The organism is Cytobacillus spongiae, from assembly GCF_021390075.1.
This window is the reverse complement of the sequence record NZ_CP089997.1, coordinates 416,990-440,897: the sequence shown is the minus strand read 5'-3', so window position 1 is coordinate 440,897 and position 23,908 is coordinate 416,990. Positions and strand designations below refer to the sequence as shown.

Genomic DNA, 23,908 nt, shown 5'->3' with positions numbered 1-23,908 from the left:
TCCTTGAAACAACAAAAACCCCCTCTCTCAAAAGAAAGGGGGGGTTCTAGTAATAGTTTAGTACATTTCAGAAGTTGTCTTCGCTTGCATATGAAGAAGTAGGTAGTCCGGGCCACCTGCTTTTGAATCGGTTCCTGACATGTTGAAGCCACCAAATGGTTGGTATCCAACAATCGCACCTGTACAGCTACGGTTAAAGTATAGGTTTCCAACATGGAAGTCTTCACGAGCTTGCTCGATGTGTGCACGGTTTCTTGTGATGACAGCACCTGTTAAGCCGTACTCTGTGTTGTTTGCGATCTCGATTGCCTCAGAGAAATCCTTCGCTTTTGTGAAACCAACAACTGGTCCGAAGATTTCTTCCTGCATTAAGCGGTCTGTTGGCTTTAGGTCAGCTACTACAGTTGGTTGAATGAAGAAGCCTTTTGAGCTGTCCCCTTCTCCTCCTGCCATTAACTTTCCTTCTTGCTTGCCCATTTCAATGTAGCTCATAATTTTATCAAATGCGCTTTGGTCGATAACTGGACCCATGAAATGGCTTTGTTCTTCAGGGTTTCCAACAGTTAATTCCTTCGTTAATTCCACTACACGGTTTAACACGTGATCGTACACATCTTCAACGATTACCGCACGTGAACAAGCTGAACATTTTTGGCCTGAGAAGCCGAATGCGCCTGCAACGATGGATTGTGCCGCTAGCTCAAGATCTGCATCGCTATCAACGACGATTGTATCTTTCCCGCCCATTTCAGCGATTACGCGCTTTAACCAGATTTGGCCATCGTTTAGCTTGGATGCACGCTCATAAATGCGTAGACCTACATCACGAGAGCCAGTGAATGAGATGAAGCGAGTGTCCTTATGGTCAACTAAGTAATCACCGACTTCTGCACCGCTACCTGGTACGAAGTTCAGAACGCCTGCTGGTAGACCTGCTTCTTCCATCACTTCTACGAATTTCGCAGCTACTACTGGAGTCGTTGAAGCTGGCTTTAATAGAACTGGGTTCCCGGCTACAATCGCAGCCACTGTTGTACCTGCCATGATCGCAAGTGGGAAGTTCCAAGGTGAAATAATGACGCCTACTCCTAAAGGAATGTAGTCATAACGGTTATATTCATTCGGACGGCTGTTCACAGGAACTCCGTCTTTGATTTTTAACATTTGACGAGCATAAAATTCGAGGAAATCGATTGCTTCTGCTGTATCCGCATCCGCTTCCTTCCAAGGCTTCCCTGCTTCTTTTGTTAGAAGGGCAGAGAACTCATGCTTGCGGCGACGGATGATCGCAGCTGCTTTGAATAGAACGTCCGCACGTGTTTCTGGCTTCACTTTTCTCCACGTTTTGAACGCTTCAACTGCCGCTTGCATTGCTTTTTCCGCAAGCTCTTTGTTTGCCTTTGATACACGGCCGATCATTTCTTCTTTATTTGCTGGATTAATAGAGACGATTTTGTCTTCTGTAGAGATACGCTCTCCACCGATTACTAAATCATAATCTTGACCTAAATAGCTTTCTACTTTCTTTAACCCTTCTAAATAAGCTTGACGATTTTCCTCTACAGAAAAATCCGTAAATGGCTCATGCTTGTAAGGTTGCACCATTTCCATACGCCTCCTATGTAATGTATTTAGCAATGACAAAAAGTCTTACTAGATAAAACGTTTTCATCCACTACACATTTTACACGATTCATATCTTATCTTCAAACATTCGAATAGTTGTTTATTTTCTAAATTCAACTTTTTCTAATGACTGGTTATTAGTTAGTGGACTCTGGAGCTTTTTTAGCATGGCTAGTGATTGTGTGGTAACCGTTGAATAGGTAGTTATTAATAGAAATTGGTCATTTTTGAAATATGCTCTCTAAAAAAGACAAAGAATACTAGGCACGTTCACATAGTGAAAGAGGCAGGTCTCCTGCCTCTTTCAACATTAATTATAGATATGAACAAATGGTTCGTCCTGATTGGCCTTCCGTACGATTAATGCTTCTTGCCCATTAACGGATGAAACTTCTACCTGAACGGTAATATACTCAGGAAAGTGCTCCATGACCAGCCCTGCTACATATTGGGTAAAGCCAACTGCTTCTGCTTTCCCGTAGAACTGAATGGGGATGGAGATATTTAGTTCTTGTAGCTGACCTTGTACATAGAACGCTTTTCCAATGACTCCGTTGAAGTTAGGGAAATACTCTTCTACATCTTGCTTAAAGTTTAGGAAAAAGGTTAGATCGTCACGATGCTTATCCTTCGCATCGTCAGATGGAAAAAGAAAATATTCTTCTTCTACCTTTTCCCATTTATTAATTGAATTGCTTCCCTTATCTACCTTTGAATAAGCAAAAAAGTTACCAGGTACTACGGATGCACGGTCTTCCTGTTCGAATAGTGCAATCGTAATCGGCACATCCTTGAGGTCGTCTTTGTTTCGAAGCCTTTTGATTACCTCTTGAGCGATTTTTTTTCCTTCTCGTTCAACTGCGTCATGATCGATTTGCTTTTCAAACGTCGCTCCATATTGGACCTTTTGATAATAATGAACGGAATTCATTGCTAGCCCAATGACAACCCCTTTTAATCGTACCGTCCCATCGTCATCCTTCTTTAAGTAATTATGCTCAAGGATATGGGCTAAATAGATCGGATTTTTTTCGTTTCGTTCCTTAATATCTCCCTTACCCTCGTCTAAGGGATTAAGTCCAATATTTTCTTCATCGCTTAAGCCGTTTTCCTTTAACTGCTCTTTCGTATACTGCCGATTCAGCCACAAACGAACCTCGTCACGCTCTAAATATTGGCCTTCTTGAAACAGATAATTTTCCGGATCAAACGCCGTTTGGGCCATCCTCATTAAACCTGTTTCAAATTCATTAATATCATAGCGTGTATTAATGTTGTTCACGACTAGACCTCTTGCCTCACTTGGTTCAAAAGGCAGCAGTGTTCGATAAAACTGATCGGATATTTGATATTTTGGAATGATCGCTTTCTTCTTCGTATCTTCATTCTCTTGTACAACCTCTTCTTCCTTTTGGAAGTTTGGTGCACAACCAGTTAATAAAAGAATCAGAGAAAGAGCGATCATCGATAATTTTCTCACGCTTCCACACCTCTATTTACTTAGTTCTTCAAGCAGCTTCTCCTCAGACCATACCTCGATTCCCAATTCCTCTGCTTTGGCTAGCTTTGATCCCGCATCTGCCCCAGCTACGACAAGATCTGTCTTCTTACTAACACTTCCTGCTACTTTTCCACCAAGCTGCTCAATCTGATCCTTCGCTTCATTTCGGCTCATTTGCTCGAGTTTGCCCGTTAAAACGACTGTCTTTCCTGCAAAAAACGAATCAGAGTCTTCAACCGAAACGGGCTTTGGTCCTTTGTATTCCATATTTACACCTGCTGAAACCAATTCTTCTAAAAGCTCTTGAACTTCTTCCATATCAAAAAATGTCACAATCGAATCGGCCATTTTGTCTCCGATTTCATTGATAGCCGTAAGCTCTTCTCTCGAAGCTTTCGCAAGCTCGCTCATTGTCCCAAACGTTTGTGAAAGTGTTTTCGCTGCTTTGGCACCTACATGACGTATACCCAAGCCAAATAACAATTTTTCAAGAGAGTTGTCCTTTGAAACCTCAATTGCTTGTAAAAGATTATTAGCCGACTTTTCTCCCATACGTTCAAGCTGAATTAATAGATCATATGTAAGCTTATACAAGTCAGCTACATCTTGAATCAGCTTTTCTGCAAACAGCTGGCTAATCACTTTCTCCCCAAGGCCATCAATGTTCATCGCATTTCTTGAGACAAAGTGAATGAGCCCTTCACGGATTTGCGCTGGACATTTCGGATTCATACAGCGTAGGGCAACTTCTTCCTCTAAACGAACGAGCTCGCTTTCACATTCCGGGCAATGTGTTGGCATGGAAAATTCCATTTCATCACCTGTGCGGCGGTCTGCTAGTACATTTACAACCTCAGGTATGATATCACCAGCTTTCTTAATAACCACTTGATCACCAATTCGAATATCCTTCTCACGAATCAAGTCCTCATTGTGTAAGGAAGCTCGCTGAACAGTTGTACCTGCCACTTGTACCGGCTCTAATATAGCAGTAGGTGTCACAACCCCCGTTCGGCCAACACTTAACTCAATATGCTTTAATGTAGTAACAACTTCCTCTGCTGGGAATTTATAAGCGATTGCCCAGCGAGGACTTTTGGCAGTTGTACCTAGCTCTTTTTGCTGATCAAGTGAATCAACCTTGATCACAATACCATCAATTTCGTACGGAAGGCTCGGCCTTTTTTCCACCCAACCATCTACATATTCAATGACCTCTTCAATCGTTGGGCATGTTTTTCTTTCTTTATTCGTTTTGAAGCCAAGCTCATCTAAATATGTGAGGCCCTGGCTATGGGAATGGATATTTAGCTCACCTATGTTGGCAATGCTATACAGATAAATATCAAGGTTACGAGATGCTGCCATCTTAGGATCAAGTTGACGTAAAGAACCTGCAGCTGCATTTCTAGGATTTGCAAATGGCTCCTCACCTTTTTCAACCTTAGCCTGATTAAGGGATTCAAAGGACTTTTTTGGCATAAATGCTTCGCCTCGTACCTCCATGGTCACTTCATCTTTTAAACGAAGGGGAATCGAGCGTATCGTCTTTAAATTAGACGTAATATCTTCCCCAATCGTGCCATCTCCTCTAGTAGCGCCTTGCATGAAAAGGCCGTTTTCATAGCGAAGCGATACGGCAAGACCATCGATTTTTAATTCACATACATAAGTGAATCGATCTCCTACAGCTTGACGAATCCGACGATCGAAATCTCTCAAGTCCTGCTCGTTAAACGCATTCCCTAAGCTCAGCATCGGAATTTCGTGCTGAACCTTTTCAAACATATCAAGAATGCTTCCGCCCACACGCTGAGAAGGCGAATCAAGTGTCTTTAATCCTGGAAAAGCTTCTTCTAATTGAATAAGCTCATGGATTAATTGATCATATTCTGCATCTGGTACGGATGGCTTGTCTAATACATGATATTCATAATTATATTGATTCAACAGCTGATGTAATTCTTGTACTCTCTGTTCTGCCATTTGAAGGTCCATAATGCCAGCCCTTTCTTCGTTCATATTGCTTATATTTTTTGAATTGGAGCAAATTTAGCAAGCAAACGTTTAATACCTACTGGACTTGGAAAAGCAATATCTAGCTCTTTTCCTTCCCCTTCACCCTTTACACTTACGACCGTTCCAATTCCCCATTTTTTATGCTCAGCTTTATCTCCAACTCCCCAGCCAATTTCGTCTCCACCAGTTGAAGTTGACATCGGCCTCATCACAGGTTTTCTCATCTGCTGGGCTTGTGGTCTTGCTCCACCAAACGGAGATGCTGCTCGAGAGGGTTGACGAGTCTGTACTCCCTCTAACAGATTCTCAGGAATTTCACTAATAAAACGAGATGGAGGATTCATATTTGTCCGGCCAAATAGAGTACGCATTTGCGCATTCGTAATAAATAATTCTTCTTCAGCACGAGTAATTCCAACATAAGCGAGACGGCGTTCTTCTTCCATCTCCATTTCCTCCATCAGAGAACGACTATGAGGGAATACCCCTTCCTCTAAACCGATTAAGAATACAACAGGAAACTCTAACCCTTTTGCTGAGTGAAGTGTCATTAGGACAACCGAGTCGACCTGCTGTCCATCATCATCTAACCGATCTATGTCAGCAACTAGAGCTAGGTCCGTTAAGAATGCAATCAAGCTTTTATCTTCACTACTGTCTTCGAAATTTTTCGTAACCGACAAGAACTCGTCTATGTTTTCAAGTCTGCTCTGCGCTTCAATTGACTTTTCTGCCTTCAGCATGTCGCGGTAGCCTGATTTCTCAAGCACCTCTTCTACTAATTCTGTAACAGATAAGTATTCCTGCATTTGAGTATAGCCTCTTATCAGATCTCGAAATTCTGCTGCGGCTTTCGTTATTTTCGGGCTTACTCCGACCAAGTCAATCGCATCCAAGGCTTGATAAAGGGACATATCATGCATTTGAGCGAAATTAGCAATCTTATCAAGGGAGGTTGAACCTATTCCACGCTTTGGAACATTAATGACCCGCTGCAAGCTGATATCGTCATCTGGATTGGATATCAGTCGAAGATAAGCTAGTATATCCTTAATTTCCTTCCGATCATAGAACTTAATTCCACCAACGATGGAGTATTCAATATTCGACTTGAGCAGTACTTCCTCCATCACACGCGACTGAGCATTGGTACGATATAAGATTGAAATATCTGAAGGCTTTCTTTTTCCGCTATCAAGCATTTCTTTAATCTTTCCTGCAACAAACTGAGCCTCTCCTTGCTCGCTGTCTGCTCGGTAATAATTGATCTTATTTCCTTCCGCATTCTCCGTCCAAAGATTCTTTGGCTTTCTGTTCGCATTGTTTTGAATGACTTCGTTCGCAGCTAACAAAATGCGCTTCGTGGAACGATAGTTTTGCTCTAGGAAAATAGATGTTGCTCTAGGATAATCCTTTTCAAAGGAAAGGATATTCGCAATGTCTGCACCGCGCCAACGGTAGATTGACTGATCCGAGTCACCGACAACACAAATATTTTGAAAGCGAGAAGCGAGCTGTTTAACTAGCATATATTGTGCACGGTTTGTATCCTGATACTCATCGACATGAATATATTGGAATTTTCTTTGATAGTACTCGAGCACTTCTGGAACGCGTTGGAACAATTGAATCGTGATCATAATTAGGTCATCGAAATCTAGTGCTTGATTTTTTCGCAAGCGTTTTTGATATTCCGTATACACATCACTAACCACTTGATCAAAATAAGCACCTGTTGTTTTTGCGAACTCTTCTGGTGTAATAAGCTCATTTTTCGCACTGCTAATAGACCCTAAAATAGCTCTTGGGTCAAACTTTTTCGGATCAATATTTTTTTCTTTTAATATTAGCTTTATGACCGATTGTTGATCAGTTGAATCGAGAATTGTAAAATTTCGATTGTAGCCGATTCGGTCAATATCTCGGCGTAAAATCCTTACACACATGGAGTGAAACGTCGAGATCCAAATATCATCCGCCGCTCCGCCTAACATACTTTGAATTCGCTCTCTCATTTCGCGGGCTGCTTTATTTGTAAACGTAATCGCTAGAATGTTATAAGGATTTACACCCTTTTCGACCATTAAATAAGCAATTCGGTGTGTCAGAACCCGCGTCTTACCACTCCCTGCTCCTGCCATAATTAATAAAGGTCCATCTGTTGCTTTTACCGCATTTTGCTGTTCTGGATTCAATCCATTTAATAATTTATCTGTTAAAAATTGCATTTCGTTTCCACCACCACACAAACATATGTTCTTGTATTGATTGTACCGATTATTAACTCATTTATCAAATCACTTTTGCTGTTTCAACTGTTTTTAGCGCTTCTTCTAAATCTTCATAAATAACATTGCCGACTACAATAACATCCGCTCTACTAGCCATTTCTTTAGCCTGTTCAATCGTACGAATGCCACCGCCGTAAAATAACTTCGTATGTTCAAGTGTATTTTTTACCTTTTCAACAAGTTCAGGGTCACCATATACGCCGCTATATTCTAAATAGAAGATTGGCAAATGGAACATTTTTTCCGCCATCATCGCATAGGCAATGACATCCTCATCCGCAATATTTGCTTCCGCACCAGTCAATTGCGCTGCCTTACAATTTTCATTTAAGATACAATAACCCTGCATAAAGATTTCTTCCCAATTCATTAAATCGCCAAATTCCTTGACCGCTTCATGATGGAGACCGGTAATCCATCTTGCCTCTTTGCTATTTAGGACCGTTGGAATGAAATATAAATCAAAGCCAGGAGTCACAGAATCCATATTTGAAATTTCTAATACACAAGGCACTGTAAAACGTCTAATTCGCGCCATCAAATCTAACACCTTTTCGAGAGTTACTCCGTCCGTTCCTCCCACAATGATCGCATCGGTACCAGATTCACAAATTTTCTCTAAATCCCCATCGGAAATTTCTTTATTGGGATCTAGCTTAAACACATGACGCCACTCATGAACATTGTACATCCAAATTGCCTCCATTCTATTATTCCATTACATCATTATAGCATTTGTTAATTTAATTAAAAAAGAATAGAAAGTAGAGTTTTCGATTATGGAGTGATAGCTCAGAAAGCAGAATAAGGTTCATTCAAGTAAGTCCCGCATTCAAATCATTTAGAACGATTGCTCTTCATCATTCTGCTACTACGCTAGAAGATTTCGCTCCACATAAAGCTCAGTCGCTTCCTTATATCACGTTTCCCCTTGGGATCGGCACAAAATTCTAATTCAACAAGCATATTTTCCACTCACTATTTCCGTTTATCGATTTTTTTCTCTCATTAAAAAAACCGAGTGAAGGGTAAATTCACTCGGTTTTTTTCTTTATTCTTCTGTTGGAACTTCTTCTTTGATTCGATCAAGCGCCATTTCGTAAGCATCGTTTCCGTAATTTAAGCTACGCTTAACACGGGAGATGGTCGCTGTACTCGCACCTGTTTCAGTTTCAATTTTATGATAGGTTTTCCCTTCACGTAACATGCGAGCTACTTCAAGACGTTGAGCCAATGATTGAATTTCATTCACAGTTGCAAGATCATCGAAAAATCGATAGCATTCTTCTAAGTCTTTTAATGATAAGATTGCATTAAACAACTGATCTAATTCTTTCCCTCTTAGTTTATCAATTTGCATGTTTCAATACTCCTTCTATTCCATCTATTCTATAGAAACCATTTGATCGATTCCTGGACTGGTAGGTACAACATTGATCCACGTTTTCCCTTGTGTGAGGCCCACTTCTTTCCCATTTGCGAATGGAATAATTTTGCCATCGACATTTTTCCAATCGACTTCGTTTCGTTTCCCTTTTTGTATTAAATAGCCTTTTCCACCTGACGTCAAGTTAATTTCTCTTCTTCCTGATGCATCGATGATTTCGTGTTCCATTTCCACAATGAAAAGGTTGTCTATTAACACAGGCTCTTCTGATTCCATATCATTGGTCAGTTCACCATTTGTATATCGTTTATACTTCTCAAGCTCTTCGTCGTATTCATAGGTGAGATGAAATAACGCATTTGAAAAATAAGAAATCATAATCGACTTCGCTTCGGTCCCTTGAAGTGCTTTCACCTCTTTCTCCGTTAAAAAGGTAAGTGAAGCAGGAGGTGATTTCATTTCATAATCATTTTCCTTTGCACCCTTTATGATGTTCTCAAAGGTAATATAGGAATTATGAGGTGCTTGGCGGAAGCTTGCACGTTCGAATAGGCTTCCATCGTATTCCATTCCATTTATGTTATCAATATAACCAGATGTAAGCATTTCTTTTGCCTCAGGGCTCCAGCCATGTGCAATATATAGGCTATTATATCCTTTGGCTAAGTCAATATAATAATCCCTTGAGCTACGAACAGGTCCTACCTTTTCTGGTTGTTCACTTTGAAAGATAGCTAAAAAACGAGTGATATTGCCTTCAGCCAACAATTCATAAATAATATCTGCTTGATGAAGTCCTGATTGAGGTCTGGCCTTAGGGTCATTATTAATCATAACCGCGACGGCTCTACCTCCAAAATCTTCGTTTGTTCCGACTCCCGTTAACGGGAAATGATTCGTATATTCGGTATCAGCTTCTACCTTTTTTACGACCTCTTCTGATGATTCTTCTTTCGGTTGGACGTCTTCTTTTCCGCTACAGCCTGACAGAAGTAGCAGGGCAACTGCTGAAACCCCTAACCATTTTTTATACATAAAACACCCCTAGTACATCTATTATCACGATTCGTTCTATATCTCTTTTATATTTTAACGCATTATCGACGGAAAGAGTACCATTTTATTCATCACATCATACATTCCTCGTTGGGTAATTCGAATATAAGGTAGATGTGTGGACGAAAAGAATAATAACGAGTAGATTGGATCGGCAAAGCGATAGCCTTTTACTTTTAAATATGTGAGAAGCTGCTTTTCTACCTCAATTAGCTCTTCTACTGATTGAGCAGACATCGCTCCTTTTAATGGCAATGGGATTTCTTGGACAATGCTACCGTTTTCAGCAGCTACAATTCCCCCACCCATTTCTTTCATACGTTTAAAAGCTGTCATCATATCCGCTTTATTCTTTCCAATTAATATGAGATCTCCCGTGTTCGAAAAGGAGCTAACGAACCCTGACAATTTGCTGGCAAACCCCTTTAATATCGTATTAATGCGCCATTTCCCATTTCGATCAATCAGCATAAAAAAGCATTCATCATGTGTATGCGGGAGTTCATCATACGATGCATCAATAGAGACAGAATATGGCTTTGTAATCACTGCATTCTCCATTTGAATACCAAAAGGCATTGAGAATTGTAGGTCATCCATCGTTAATTCCCAATTAATTTCGAGGGGATCTAGTCCGTTTTCCCTCCAATTAATTGGTTGGTACGCATCTTCAACTACTTGATGTTCACGCTTCACCCATTTCCCTTTTGCTATAACCGATACAGGCGTCGGATTTGTTTCTTCTGTAAGGAAGTTAATATTTGCTACTCTACCGGTTGCAATGTTTCCATGTAAATATTCAATATTATAGTACTTCGCCACATTAACAGTACCCATATTATAGGCGTCAATAATAGGTACTCCCTTTTCAATTGCGATTCGAATCATCTGATCAATGATTCCTTGCTCATAAAATGAGGCGGATGACCCGTCTGTTGTTAACATACATTTATCATAGGTTGTAATACCTATTTCGTGCATTTCGTCTAATAGCTTCGCTAAATCTGGACGAATCGACGAGTTTCTTAAGGATACGGTATACCCCTGCATTAAGCGGTTAAAGACATCTTCACCTGTCATGGATTCGTGATCACAATCGGCACCAAACAACATCATTTTCGCTAAAGTTTTTTCTGAAGCACCAGGAAAATGCCCTTCGATTTGCTTTCGCATTCTTTTAGCTTCTTGAATCCAATGGAGCATTAGATCATCGCCATCAAGCAACCTTGGCCAACCCGTCAATTCGCCTCCCTGAAGAACTGCATCATGTTCAAGCCAGGATTTCACTTCGCTATGTGAAAATGTAAATTCTTCATTTTGTAGTTCTGTTTGGGCATCAAAACGGCACCACCAGTACATGGTGGATGGAATATTTCTCATTTCCCTTAATAAGGAAAATGCTTTCTTTTTCTCGAGTTGAAGCATCAATGCCATATTGTCGTTAATTAATACGGTTGTTCCAAACTGGGATGCATACCGAGCAAAAGAATGGGGATTATATAACTGAAACGGATGGGCATGTGGTTCTATATAGCCTGGAACGAGCAAATAATTTGAGCAATCAATAATTTCCGTATGCTCAAGCAAATCTGGTGTCCTATCGCCTACATAGACAATTCGATCTCCGTATATCCATATATTTGCCGTCATCCATTTTCGAAAGGTCTGGTTTAGGTATTTGGCATTCTTTAGAAGTATAGTGGGTGCAAGCTTTCCATCTAAGACGGAAACCTGGTCACGCAAATGTTTGTTTTTCCAACGATAGCGCTGTTCCAGCACGAATCTCCCCTCCTTACAGATCGATAAATGAAAACCCTTTCATTGTTCGTTTACTTATACTACCATATTTCGTTATTTAACGCATTAAAGATAAACAAATTAGATTGTTAATATTATGTGAAGGAGCGAAAACATATGAACACAAAGCCGAATATCGGGATCCTAAATTCCCTCATCCGAATTACAATCGGCCTAACCATTCTTTCTTGGAGTACAGCCAAGCTTGTCAAAAGACCCTGGCGTGATTCCTACTTATTGATGGCGTGTATTGGTGCCATGAAGGTTGGAGAAGGAATCGTCCGTTACTGTCCATTAACTGCATTGTATGATATGGGTCAAGCCATGATGCAAAACCGAACTGAATCTGAACAAAATGAAGATCAAATGATTCCTTATAACCCATCTTAGAATAGCAAATGTCATGCATTGGATTTTTATTTAAGAGATGTGAAAGGGTAGAACCAGCGTGTACTCGCACTTAATGCCGCAAACCTAACTATTCATATTTATATAGGGTTATTCCCTAAAAAATGGTTGTTTCATTCCAGGTATACAAAAGCTAGCATTTTGGAGCGGAGGGATGCGAGACCCTAGCTGGAGCAGTGGGACAGGTGATCCCCCTCACAGGCGAAGCTGAGAATGCTCACCGCCCTCCCCGCTGCAAGCGAGTATTCTGGAGAAACTGCCCATGTTTCAAAAGCACAATGCATACGAAAACAGGCTTCTATATAGAAAGGTCCGATTCCACAGTACGAATCAGACCTTTCCGTTCATTTTGAAAAAGGAGTTGCTTATATCATGTTTCTAGAATACATTAGCGATATGTCTTTTGTTCTAATTACATTAATTGGGAGCATTGTGGCTATTCTGTTTGTATATTTCCGCAAGTCTAACAGAAAGCGCGCTCGATAGCCTTAAACCCTATATCTTTTCGATAAAATACATCTTCGCACTGAAGGTGCTTTAGCTCTTCGTATACTCTCTGTTGAGCTTCTTTCAGATCAGGGGCTTTGGTTCCAACTAATAACACTCTTCCACCATTAGTGACAAATTCCCCTGCTTCATTCTTTACAGTGCCGGCATGAAAAACATATTGGTCTTTTGACAGGTTTTCAATCCCTCTTAGAACGGCCCCTTTGTCATATGCTTCTGGATAGCCTTTAGCAGCTATTACTACACCTAGCATGGCTTGAGAATCCCACACTAACTCAGGTGTTTCTCCGTTTAACAAAGAAAGGATCGTTTCAACTAAATCAGACTGTAATCTTGGAAGAATAACTTGTGTTTCAGGATCACCGAATCGAGCATTGAATTCAATTACCTTTGGACCTTTTTCTGTACTAATCAGCCCTGCATATAAGATTCCACAAAAGCTTCGATCTTCTTGAAGAAGTGCCTTTGCAGCAGGTTGAAGAATCGTCTCAATTGCTGTTTGAACAATTGAGGCTTCTATATGTTGAACTGGAGAATAAGCTCCCATTCCTCCTGTATTCGGTCCTTGGTCGCCGTCAAATGCCCGCTTATGATCCTGAGCAATCTCTAGTGGAATGACCTTATCCCCGTTTACAAAAGCCATTAAAGAAAATTCCTCACCAGCTAGAAACTCTTCAATGACAACCGTTGAAGAAGCATCTCCAAATTTTTTGTGAGCGAGCATCTCTTCCACACTTGTTAAAGCTTCTTCCATTGTCATCGCAACGGTTACCCCTTTACCAGCAGCAAGTCCATCTGCCTTTATTACAATTGGAGCTCCTTTTTCCTTTATATAAGCTTTTGCCTGTTCATAATCAGAAAATACGGCGTAGTCTGCTGTTGGAATTTGATATTTTTCCATTAATTCCTTAGCAAAGGACTTGCTTCCTTCGATTTCTGCTGCACTTTGTTTCGGACCAAACACCAAAAGTCCAGCTTCAGCAAATCGGTCGGATAGCCCTTCTAATAGAGGAATTTCTGGACCAATAATCGTTAATCCGACGCCGTTTTCTTTGGCAAAAGCAAGCAGCTTTTCTTGATCATTTTCCTGAATAGCAACAAGCTCAGCCACATCTGTCATCCCGTCATTTCCAGGTGCTACAAACACCTTTTCCACTAAGGAGCTTTCACTGACTTTTCGACAAATAGCATGCTCTCTTCCGCCTCGCCCAATCACTAAAATATTCATTCCATTCACCTCTATATAGGTTAATTAATGTTTAAAGTGTCTAATTCCTGTTAAGACCATAGCCATTCCATACTCATCAGCTTTCTTAATGGAATCTTCATCACGGATGGAACCACCCGGCTGTATAATTGCTGTAATTCCCGCTTTGGCAGCAGCCTCTACCGTGTCATCCATTGGGAAAAAGGCATCCGATGCTAAAACGGCACCAGTTGACTTCTCTCCTGCTTGCTCTAATGCAATTTTGGCTGCTCCTACTCGGTTCATTTGGCCTGCGCCAATCCCTAAAGTCATATCGCTATTATTTACAACGATTGCATTCGACTTTACATGCTTAACCACTTTCCACCCTAGCTTCATTGCTTTCCATTCTTCTTCAGAAGGCTCACGCTTCGTTGCTACCTTCACTTCAGCGTGCTCTAGTGTGTAACGGTCTTGATCTTGTATCAGGAGACCTCCTTCAATTGAGGTTAGCTTGCGTTCTCCTTTTTCCTCGTGATTGAATGGAATGGTTAAGAGACGAATATTCTTTTTACTTGTTAAGATCTCTAAAGCCTCTTTTGAAAAAGCAGGTGCAATGATAATTTCAAGGAAGATTTCATGTAGTTTTTCAGCTGTTGCCTTCGTTACTTCACGGTTTAACGCAATGATTCCGCCAAATATAGACACAGGATCTGCTGCGAAAGCCTTCGCAAATGCATCATCAATCGTTTCCCCTGTTCCAACACCGCAAGGATTCATATGCTTAACAGCAACAGCTGCAGGCTCCGTGAATTCCTTTACAATTTGAAGTGCAGCATCGGCATCATTAATATTATTGTAAGATAATTCTTTTCCGTGTAATTGGTCCGCGTTCGCAATCGAGAATACAGAGCCCAGCGGTTTGCGATAAAATGCTGCTTGTTGATGAGGATTTTCCCCGTAGCGTAGCGATTGCTTTAACTCATATGTAACGGTTAGCTTTTCTGGATTTTCTTCATTAGCAAGCTCTGTCATGTATTCGGCAATCATAGCATCATAGGCAGCTGTATGACGAAATACTTTCGCTGCTAGCTTACGGCGCGTCTCTTTCTGAACGGCATTTGCTTCCTTTAGCTCTGTTAACACAGTAGCATAGTCGGCTGGATCAACAACAACTGTCACATACTCATGATTTTTGGCAGATGCACGAAGCATCGTTGGTCCGCCAATATCAATATTTTCTATGGCATCTTCTATGGTTACATCAGGCTTTGAAATCGTTTGTTGAAATGGGTAGAGATTCACACAAACAAGTTCAATTGGTTGGATTTGATGCTCATTTAACTGTTCTTGGTGAGAGACATCGTCGAATTTTGCAAGTAAGCCTCCGTGAATCAGTGGGTTTAACGTTTTTACTCGACCTTCAAGTATTTCTGGAAAACCCGTCACATCACTGACTCCCTTAACAGGAATCCCATGCTCTTGTAGCATCTTTTTTGTTCCACCTGTTGAAATAATTTCAAAATCTAATTCATGTAGCTGCTTCGCAAACTCAGCTACTCCATTTTTATCTGAAACGCTTATTAACGCACGTTTTTTCACTTTTCTTACCCCCTTGATGATAAAAGCTTTTGTAATACAGCCGGATAAAGCTCATGTTCAACCTGATGGATTTTCGCTTGAAGACTTTCTCTTGATTCATCGTCACTTATTTCAATCGCTTTCTGTGCAATAATCGGTCCTGTGTCCATTCCTGCATCTACAAAGTGAACTGTTACACCACTCACTTTCACACGTGCATCAAAGGCTTGCCCAATCGCATCCTTCCCTGGAAAAGCAGGTAAAAGGGAAGGGTGAATATTCACAATTTTACCTTCGTAGTGACGAAGGAGCGTTTCGCCAATTAAGCGCATATACCCCGCTAATACGATAAAGTCAATGTTATGCTCATGCAAATGCTCTAATATGGCTTCTTCATAAGCTGCTTTACTTTCATACTCCTTAGCTGTAAATACAAAATGAGGAATATTTGCTTTCTTCGCCCGCTCAATAGCGTATGCTTTTTTCTTATCTGAAACGAATAGTTGAATATTTGCATTGAGCTGTCCTGATTGAATGGCCTCAATGATCGCTTGAAAGTTACTTCCATTTCCAGAAGCAAAAACGGCGATATTTTTCATAGGAATCCTCCGCTTTCTGTTAGTCGTTAATTCGGACACCTTCCGTATGGCTTACCATTCCGATTGGATACGCTTGCTCACCTAAAGCTGTTAGGTGCTCAATAACTTCTGTTGCTACCGAAGGGTCAACAGCTAGAACCATCCCGGTCCCCATATTAAAGATATTGTACATTTCTTTACGATTAAGATTTCCTATTTTTTCCATAAGAAGAAATACTGGAGGTATTTTCCATTTGGATTCTTGAAGCTCTGCGCCTAATCCTTCTGGTAGCATTCGTGGAATATTTTCAATAAAGCCCCCACCTGTAATGTGAGCCATTCCTTTTACTTCAAATTTCTTCATCGTCGATAGCAGCGACTTTACGTATATTTTAGTTGGCTTTAATAGCTCTTCACCTAAAGTGGAGCCAAGCTCATCGACGTAGTCAGTTAATGAAAGCTTCGCATCCTCCAAAAATATTTTTCGAACGAGGGAATAGCCGTTGCTATGGATCCCATTTGAAGCAATTCCGATTAATACATCATCGGCTTGAATGGACTGACCAGTAATCAATTCTGATTTCTCACAAGCCCCAACCGCAAAGCCAGCAAGATCATAATCCTCTTCGCTATACATTCCTGGCATCTCCGCAGTTTCTCCACCAACTAAAGCACATCCAGCCATTTCACATCCATCAGCAATTCCTTTAACGATGGCTTCTATCTTACTTGGCTCAGCCTTGCCGCAAGCAATATAGTCTAAAAAGTAAAGCGGTTCTGCTCCTTGTACGACGATATCATTTACGCACATAGCCACCGCATCTATTCCAATCGTATCATGTTGATCCATCATAATGGCAAGCATTAGCTTTGTTCCGACACCATCTGTTCCTGAAATGAGGACAGGCTCTTTAAGGTTTAATACGGAGAGATCAAACATTCCGCCAAATCCACCGAGCCCACCTATTACTCCTGGACGCATCGTTTTCTTTACATGTTTTTTCATACGTGTAACAGCTTCGTACCCAGCTTCTATGTCTACACCTGCTTGTTTGTAAGCATTCGCCATTCGATTCTCCCCTTTTATAAGAAAAGCGACATCTGCCAATGTCGCTATTTCTTTTTATTAGACTCTATCAAAAAATGGTTAACCCTTCGTGCTTTTTCCTTAAATTGATGGCTGGGAAGCCATGGCCGTTGATTTGTAACCTAGGCACATGCTATATGCTTCCGTAGAATTCTCGAGTCTGCTATTTCAATCAACTAGAATAAGAAGCTATCTTTTATCTAACAAATAGATAAGAAGCTTCTTACACCTTCTCATAAGGATGTAGTGTAGTTGGATAGATTTCGGTTGGGTACTTTCCTGTGAAGCACGCAAGGCACTGTCCGTTGTTTTCGCCACCGACTGTTCTTCCTATTGAGTTGATCATGCCTTCTTCACTAAGAAAAGTAAGTGTGTCAGCTCCGATGATCTGCCTGATTTCTTCTACTGAATAGCTAGATGCTATGAGCTCTTCCTTAGTTGATGTGTCAATTCCGTAAAAGCATGGATGCTGGATTGGCGGGGAGCTAATGACGACATGTACTTCAGTAGCCCCTGCTTCTTTCAGCATGGTCACGATACGTTTGCTCGTTGTACCACGAACAATAGAATCATCAACCATGATGACGCGCTTTCCTTCTACAACTCCGCGAACAGGAGATAGCTTCATCTTTACACCTTGTTCTCTAAGTGACTGTGAAGGTTGAATAAAGGTTCTACCAACGTATCGGTTTTTGATTAATCCCATTTCATACGGAATTCCGCTTTCTTCTGCGAATCCGATAGCCGCTGAAATACTGGAATCAGGAACACCTGTGACTACATCGGCTTCAATCGACACTTCCCTCGCCAGCTGCTTACCCATATTTTTACGTGCTGTATGAACATTGGTGCCTTCAATATTGCTATCTGGGCGAGAGAAATAGACATACTCCATCGTACACATGGCTCGGTTGGAAGCAAGTGAAAATAAGTCTGATTGAATTCCATCATCGGTAATTGTAATAAGCTCACCTGGTTGAACATCTCTGACGAATTCAGCTCCTACGACATCAAAAGCACATGTTTCTGAAGCAACCACATAGGCATCTCCTAATCTACCAATGGATAACGGTCTCATTCCATTCGGGTCAAGCGCAATCATTAATTCTGTTTCCGTCATAATGAGGAAAGCGTATGCTCCTTTTATCATTGATAGGGCATTTTTCACTCGATCCTTTAAAGAGGAGAATCCCCCTCGTTTAATTAAATGCGCTAATACTTCCGTATCTGAGCTTGTTTGAAAGATACTCCCTTGCCCTTCTAACTGAACCTTTAGGGCATTGGCATTAACAAGGTTTCCGTTGTGCGCTAAGGCAAGGCTACCACTTTGTGAGTGAAAGAGAAGGGGCTGAACATTCTCATAACCCCCGCCACCTGCTGTCGCATATCGAACATGCCCAATGGCCGCTTTTCCTGTTAGCTCCTCCATTGCTTCTGCTGTAAAAATCTCTGCTACAAGTCCTTCACCTTTTAATCCTTTTAGCTTTTCGCCATCGGTTACAACCATTCCAGTACCTTCTTGGCCGCGGTGCTGAAGGCTGTGAAGACCATAATACGTAATTTGGGCCGCATTTGAGTGCCCCCATACGCCAAAGACCCCACATTCTTCATTTAATCCTCTTATTTCAGCAAGCATGGAATGGCTCCTTTCCAAGCCTTTGTAAGCTCAGCAACCTCCGTTACAATCAATTGCTCTCCAGCTTCGTCAGCAATTTTCAGAATAGGTAGGTCCGTTACTTCTCCGATTAATGTAGCCTCTACTAAGCGCTCAAATTCAGCTTGGTGTTCTTTCTTTACAGATAATAGGAATCGTGATTGTGACTCAGAGAATAGTGAGGCTACATGATCTCCCATTACTTTCACACTTGCCCCAAAACCATTTGAACCGATTAAGCTTTCTGCTAGGGCAACCGCTAACCCACCTTCTGCTAGATCATGAGCAGATGCTATGACACCTGATCGAATCGCTGCTAATACTTGCTTTTGGTTCTTTGCTTCAACCTCTAGTTGAATCTCTGGAGACTTGCCGAAGATTTTGCCATATGTCAGCTTTTGTAGTTCACTACCACCAAACTCAGCTTTTGTGTCTCCTAATAAATAGATAAGATCTCCTGCTTGCTTAAAGCTTTGAGTAGTTACATGATCTGTATCTTCAATTAGCCCTACCATCCCTACAACTGGTGTTGGATAAACAGCCGTGCCATTTGTTTCGTTGTAGAGTGATACATTTCCACCGATAACTGGTGAATTTAACGTACGACATGCCTCGCTCATACCATCAACTGCTTTTTCAAACTGCCAGAAGATTTCAGGCTTTTCCGGATTTCCGAAATTTAAGCAGTCAGTAATAGCAAGCGGCTCACCACCGGAACAAACAATATTTCTAGCTGCTTCTGCAACAGCAATTTTCCCGCCTGTTTCTGGATCTAAGTAGATGTAGCGAGAGTTACAATCAGTGGTCATAGCTAATGCCTTGCGTGTCCCACGGATACGTACGACAGCTGCATCAGACCCTGGAGAAACAACTGTGTTTGTGCGAACCATATGGTCATATTGGTTATAAACCCATTCTTTACTTGCAATCGTCGGTTGTTGAAGAAGCTTTATTAATGTTTCTTTATAATTATCAACAGCAGGAATGTCTTGTTCCATTGCCTGGAATTCTGTAAAATAAGCTGGAACTGCAGACGGCTTATGATATACAGGTGCATCCTCTGCAAGTGCATCTGCTGGAACATTTGCTACAATTTCTCCGTTATGAATTAAACGAAGCATTTTATCGTCTGTTACCTTTCCAATTGCAACTGCTTCAAGGTCGTACTTAGAGAACAGATCGTAAATCTCTTGTTCACGTCCTTTTGTTACAACAATTAGCATGCGCTCCTGCGACTCAGACAGCATCATTTCATAGGCTGTCATACCAAGCTCACGCTGTGGGACTAAGTCTAAATTCATTTCAATTCCAGATCCAGCTTTACTCGCCATTTCAGCTGACGAACTGGTTAAGCCCGCTGCTCCCATGTCTTGAATTCCTACTAGCGCATCGGATTGAACAAGCTCTAAACAAGCTTCAAGGAGAAGCTTTTCCATAAATGGATCACCCACTTGAACTGCTGGACGTTTCTCTTCTGATTGCTCTGTTAGCTCTTCAGAAGCAAAAGTCGCACCGTGAATTCCATCTCGGCCAGTCTTCGCTCCCACATACATGACCGTATTGCCTACACCGTGTGCCTGACCTTTTTTAATGTCTTTATGATCAATTAATCCGACACACATGGCGTTTACTAATGGGTTTCCTTCATAAGCAGAATCAAATTGAACTTCCCCGCCTACTGTTGGGATTCCGATACAGTTCCCGTAGCCTGCAATCCCTGCGACTACTTCCTTAAATAAGTACCGAACGCGAGCAGAATCCAATTCTCCAAAGCGTAAAGAGTTAAGAAGTGCGATCGGTCTTGCACCCATTGAGAATACATCACGGATAATTCCACCCACACCTGTTGCTGCACCTTGATAAGGCTCGATTGCAGATGGGTGGTTATGGCTTTCAATTTTGAATACAACTGCTTGCTCATCACCGATATCAACGATTCCCGCTCCTTCTCCAGGACCTTGAAGAACCCTCTCACCAGAGGTTGGGAACTTTCTTAGGACAGGCTTTGAATTTTTATAGCTACAATGCTCTGACCACATAACAGAAAATAAACCCGTTTCTGTATAGTTAGGCGTTCGTCCGAGAATTTTTTCAACCATCGCAAACTCTTCATCTGACAAACCCATTTCTTGATAGATCTTTTGAGTTTTTATTTGTTCTGGACTTGGTTCAAGCATTAATAACATGTGCTTCCCTCCATTGTTTTACGATTGATTGAAAAAGTTTCAGACCATCTGCTCCACCTAATAATTCGTCAACAGCTCTTTCAGGATGGGGCATCATCCCTAGTACATTTCCTTTTTCATTGACAATTCCTGCAATATTCTCTAAGCTTCCGTTCGGATTATCCTTATACGTAAAAACAATTTGATTGTTTTCTTTTAATTGCCTTAATGTTTCCTCATCACAATAGTAGTTTCCTTCGCCATGCGCGATGGGAACCGTGATGACTTCATCCTGATCATAGCAATTCGTAAACATCGTTTGGCTATTTGTTACTTTTAACTCTACTTGTTTACAAATAAATTGAAGGCTCTCATTTCTCTTCATAGCACCTGGTAGAAGCCCTGATTCAAGTAAAATTTGAAATCCGTTACAAACTCCAAGAACAGGCTTTCCAGCTTCAGCTGCTTTCACAACCTCTTTCATCACGTTGCTGAACCGGGCAATTGCCCCTGAGCGCAGGTAATCTCCATATGAAAAACCACCTGGTAACAAAATGCCATCATATTGATCTAGACTTTCTGCATCATGCCAGACATATTCAACCTCTTCACTCAGCTCATCAAGAATTGCATGGTACATATCTACGTCACAATTCGATCCTGGAAAAACAATTACCGCAAACTTCACTGAGCAACACACTCCTCTATTTCGTAGCGATAATCTTCAATTACTGGGTTAGCCAATACACGGTCACAAATTTCTTTTACGACTTCTTCAACGTTGCGATCTGTTTTCTCAAGCGTTAATTCCATATATTTACCGATGCGTACATCTGCTACATCACTGTAACTTAATGAATGTAGTGAATTCTTCACAGCTGTTCCTTGCGGATCTAATACACTTTCTCTTAACGTCACGTATACTTTTACTTTGTACATACTGATTGACCTCCCAGTCTCTCCAAAATATTTTGATAAGCATCTGTTAAATTTCCAAGGTCGCGTCTAAATACGTCCTTATCTAGCTTTTCATTTGTATCTTTATCCCATAAACGGCATGTATCCGGGGAAATTTCATCAGCCAACAGGATCTCTCCTGTCTCGTCTTTCCCAAATTCCAGCTTAAAATCTATTAAGCGAATATTTAATTCTTGGAAAAGAGCCGTTAACACTTCGTTTACTTTAAGCGCTTTCTCTTTTAATAGCTGAATTTCTTTACTTGTTGCTAGTTTGAGCTCTAGAATTTGATCATCTGTAATGATTGGATCTCCTAGGTCATCATTCTTCAAGTAGAATTCTACTAATGGTTTTGATAATCGTTTGCCTTCTTCAATTCCTAATCTTTTAGAAAAACTACCTGCTGCCACATTTCTGACAACCGTTTCTAATGGAATAATGGAAACCTTTTGAACAAGCTGCTCTGTTTCGGAAAGCTTTTGAATAAAGTGAGACGGAATTCCTTCCTGAGCAAGCTTTGAAAATAGTAAGCTCGTAATCTCATTATTCAAGCGGCCTTTGCCGATAATCTCTGCCTTCTTCTCTCCGTTGTAAGCAGTAGCAGAATCCTTATATTCAATCCAAACCACTTTTTCATCTGTTGTTTGATAAATTTTCTTTGCTTTTCCTTCATAAAGCAAGGTTCCTTTTTCCATTAGATAGCCTCCTAATATTTGAAGATTGGGAACTTTCCAAATAAATATTCTGCCCAGTTACCTATCCTGTAGGTTATCAGAAAGGAGAGCTACAACTCTCCTTTCTGTATATAACCTTTACAAGCCTAAGCGGTCAAAAATAGTATCAACATATGCTAAATGGTAGTTGTAATCGAAGCAGTCGTTGATTTCCTCTACAGATAGCCTAGAAGTAATCTTCTCTTCCACTTCAATTAAGCTGCGGAATGGAACCTGCTTTTCCCAAGCTTCCATTGCACGAGGCTGAACAGTATCATAAGCTTCCTCACGAGTTAAGCCTTTATCAATAAGCGCTAACAGTACTCGTTGAGAATAGATCAATCCCAATGTACGATCCATATTTCGCTTCATGTTTTCTGGGAACACCGTTAAATTTTTCACGATATTGCCAAAACGATTTAGCATGTAATTTAATGCAATTGTAGCATCAGGAATAATAATTCTTTCTGCTGAAGAATGAGAGATATCTCTTTCATGCCATAAGGCTACATTCTCATAAGCAGTCGTCATATAGCCACGGATGACACGAGCCATCCCTGTCATATTCTCTGACCCGATCGGATTGCGTTTATGCGGCATGGCAGATGAGCCTTTTTGCCCTTTTGCAAAAAATTCTTCTACTTCACGCGTCTCGCTCTTTTGAAGACCCCGGATTTCAACAGCAAACTTTTCAATCGAAGTAGCAATAAGTGCTAGTGCCCCCATATAGTGTGCATGACGGTCACGCTGCAGTGTCTGAGTGGAGATTGGAGCTGGCTGAATCCCAAGCTTTTCACAGACAAATTTTTCTACAAACGGATCTATATTTGCATAAGTCCCTACAGCACCAGAAATCTTCCCAAATTCTACACCAGCTGCAGCCTGCTTGAATCGGTCTAAGTTGCGTTTCATCTCTTCGTACCATAAAGCAAGCTTTAATCCAAATGTAGTTGGCTCAGCATGAACCCCATGGGTACGTCCCATCATGACTGTGTGCTTATGTTCCTTCGCTTTATTCTTTAATATTTCAATAAAGCTCTCAATATCCTTTAATAGAATATCATTCGCTTGTTTAATTAAGTAAGACAGTGCTGTATCTACAACATCTGTAGACGTTAATCCATAGTGTACCCATTTTCTTTCTTCTCCTAATGTTTCAGAAACGGCACGCGTAAAGGCAACTACATCATGTCTTGTTTCTTGTTCAATTTCAAGTATTCGGTCAATGTTAAACGATGCGTTTTCACGAATTTTTTGTACATCCTCTTTAGGAATTTCTCCTAATTCCGCCCATGCTTCACATGCTAGGATTTCGACCTCTAACCAGGCTTGAAAGCGATTTTCTTCTGTCCAAATAGCTCCCATTTCTGGGCGAGTATAACGATCAATCATATT

20 protein-coding genes are annotated in these 23,908 nt (G+C 41.0%); 2 read left to right on the top strand and 18 right to left on the bottom strand.

Annotation, left to right across the window (positions count from 1 at the left end; translation table 11 throughout):
- Positions 1 to 57: 57 nt before the first annotated feature.
- The 8 genes from pruA to LS684_RS02330 all read right to left on the bottom strand — a co-directional run bounded on the left by pruA (position 58) and on the right by LS684_RS02330 (position 11,659).
- Entirely contained in the window at positions 58 to 1,605 is a 1,548-nt protein-coding gene (pruA, locus tag LS684_RS02365; RefSeq protein WP_233807740.1) for an L-glutamate gamma-semialdehyde dehydrogenase, read from the bottom strand.
- 331 nt (positions 1,606 to 1,936) lie between these two features.
- Positions 1,937 to 3,106 carry a CamS family sex pheromone protein gene (locus tag LS684_RS02360; protein WP_233809572.1) on the bottom strand — a complete coding sequence of 390 codons (1,170 nt, stop codon included), beginning with the start codon at positions 3,104 to 3,106 and terminating at the stop codon, positions 1,937 to 1,939.
- Positions 3,107 to 3,118: 12 nt separating this feature from the next.
- Entirely contained in the window at positions 3,119 to 5,125 is a 2,007-nt protein-coding gene (gene ligA / locus LS684_RS02355; protein WP_233809570.1) for an NAD-dependent DNA ligase LigA, read from the bottom strand.
- Positions 5,126 to 5,154: 29 nt separating this feature from the next.
- Positions 5,155 to 7,374, bottom strand: coding sequence for a DNA helicase PcrA (gene pcrA, locus LS684_RS02350; RefSeq protein ID WP_233809568.1), 2,220 nt, complete (start codon positions 7,372 to 7,374; stop codon positions 5,155 to 5,157).
- Between the two features lie 64 nt (positions 7,375 to 7,438).
- On the bottom strand, positions 7,439 to 8,128 hold the full coding sequence (pcrB, locus tag LS684_RS02345; RefSeq protein WP_233809566.1) for a heptaprenylglyceryl phosphate synthase: 690 nt from the start codon (positions 8,126 to 8,128) through the stop codon (positions 7,439 to 7,441).
- Positions 8,129 to 8,488: 360 nt separating this feature from the next.
- A complete protein-coding gene (locus tag LS684_RS02340) occupies positions 8,489 to 8,797 on the bottom strand; it encodes a YerC/YecD family TrpR-related protein (protein ID WP_233809564.1) in 309 nt (102 codons plus the stop codon).
- A gap of 24 nt (positions 8,798 to 8,821) precedes the next feature.
- The gene (locus LS684_RS02335; RefSeq protein ID WP_233809562.1) at positions 8,822 to 9,859 is read right to left on the bottom strand and encodes a DUF3048 domain-containing protein; all 1,038 of its coding nucleotides are present in this window, start codon (positions 9,857 to 9,859) and stop codon (positions 8,822 to 8,824) included.
- Between the two features lie 54 nt (positions 9,860 to 9,913).
- On the bottom strand, positions 9,914 to 11,659 hold the full coding sequence (locus LS684_RS02330; protein ID WP_233809560.1) for an adenine deaminase C-terminal domain-containing protein: 1,746 nt from the start codon (positions 11,657 to 11,659) through the stop codon (positions 9,914 to 9,916).
- A 135-nt stretch (positions 11,660 to 11,794) separates the two neighbouring features.
- Here LS684_RS02330 and LS684_RS02325 point away from each other — a divergent pair, with 135 nt between their 5' ends.
- Complete coding sequence (locus LS684_RS02325) at positions 11,795 to 12,067, top strand: YgaP family membrane protein (RefSeq protein WP_233809558.1); 273 nt, start codon at positions 11,795 to 11,797, stop codon at positions 12,065 to 12,067.
- A 390-nt stretch (positions 12,068 to 12,457) separates the two neighbouring features.
- Positions 12,458 to 12,571 (top strand): EYxxD motif small membrane protein, encoded by a 114-nt coding sequence (locus LS684_RS24210; RefSeq protein WP_349293094.1) that lies wholly within the window; start codon positions 12,458 to 12,460, stop codon positions 12,569 to 12,571.
- Here LS684_RS24210 and purD read toward each other — a convergent pair.
- The 10 genes from purD to purB form a co-directional block, all read right to left on the bottom strand.
- A complete protein-coding gene (gene purD, locus LS684_RS02320; RefSeq protein WP_233809556.1) occupies positions 12,549 to 13,820 on the bottom strand; it encodes a phosphoribosylamine--glycine ligase in 1,272 nt (423 codons plus the stop codon). The two genes, LS684_RS24210 and purD, sit on opposite strands and share 23 nt — an antisense overlap.
- A 24-nt stretch (positions 13,821 to 13,844) precedes the next feature.
- Positions 13,845 to 15,380 carry a bifunctional phosphoribosylaminoimidazolecarboxamide formyltransferase/IMP cyclohydrolase gene (gene purH / locus LS684_RS02315; protein ID WP_233809554.1) on the bottom strand — a complete coding sequence of 512 codons (1,536 nt, stop codon included), beginning with the start codon at positions 15,378 to 15,380 and terminating at the stop codon, positions 13,845 to 13,847.
- Positions 15,381 to 15,385: 5 nt separating this feature from the next.
- On the bottom strand, positions 15,386 to 15,958 hold the full coding sequence (gene purN, locus LS684_RS02310) for a phosphoribosylglycinamide formyltransferase (protein ID WP_233809552.1): 573 nt from the start codon (positions 15,956 to 15,958) through the stop codon (positions 15,386 to 15,388).
- Positions 15,959 to 15,977: 19 nt separating this feature from the next.
- On the bottom strand, positions 15,978 to 17,006 hold the full coding sequence (gene purM, locus LS684_RS02305; protein ID WP_233809550.1) for a phosphoribosylformylglycinamidine cyclo-ligase: 1,029 nt from the start codon (positions 17,004 to 17,006) through the stop codon (positions 15,978 to 15,980).
- A gap of 241 nt (positions 17,007 to 17,247) precedes the next feature.
- Positions 17,248 to 18,660, bottom strand: coding sequence for an amidophosphoribosyltransferase (gene purF, locus LS684_RS02300; protein ID WP_233809548.1), 1,413 nt, complete (start codon positions 18,658 to 18,660; stop codon positions 17,248 to 17,250).
- The gene (purL, locus tag LS684_RS02295; RefSeq protein WP_233809546.1) at positions 18,645 to 20,864 is read right to left on the bottom strand and encodes a phosphoribosylformylglycinamidine synthase subunit PurL; all 2,220 of its coding nucleotides are present in this window, start codon (positions 20,862 to 20,864) and stop codon (positions 18,645 to 18,647) included. The genes purF and purL overlap by 16 nt, the downstream gene beginning before the upstream one ends.
- Positions 20,848 to 21,531: a phosphoribosylformylglycinamidine synthase subunit PurQ gene (gene purQ / locus LS684_RS02290; RefSeq protein ID WP_233809544.1), complete on the bottom strand. Its 684-nt coding sequence runs from the start codon at positions 21,529 to 21,531 to the stop codon at positions 20,848 to 20,850. Before purQ ends, purL begins: the two co-directional genes overlap by 17 nt.
- Positions 21,528 to 21,782, bottom strand: coding sequence for a phosphoribosylformylglycinamidine synthase subunit PurS (gene purS / locus LS684_RS02285; RefSeq protein WP_233809542.1), 255 nt, complete (start codon positions 21,780 to 21,782; stop codon positions 21,528 to 21,530). Before purS ends, purQ begins: the two co-directional genes overlap by 4 nt.
- Positions 21,770 to 22,495: a phosphoribosylaminoimidazolesuccinocarboxamide synthase gene (purC, locus tag LS684_RS02280; protein ID WP_233809540.1), complete on the bottom strand. Its 726-nt coding sequence runs from the start codon at positions 22,493 to 22,495 to the stop codon at positions 21,770 to 21,772. The genes purS and purC overlap by 13 nt, the downstream gene beginning before the upstream one ends.
- Before the next feature lie 117 nt (positions 22,496 to 22,612).
- A complete protein-coding gene (gene purB, locus LS684_RS02275; RefSeq protein ID WP_233809538.1) occupies positions 22,613 to 23,905 on the bottom strand; it encodes an adenylosuccinate lyase in 1,293 nt (430 codons plus the stop codon).
- Positions 23,906 to 23,908: the final 3 nt, after the last annotated feature.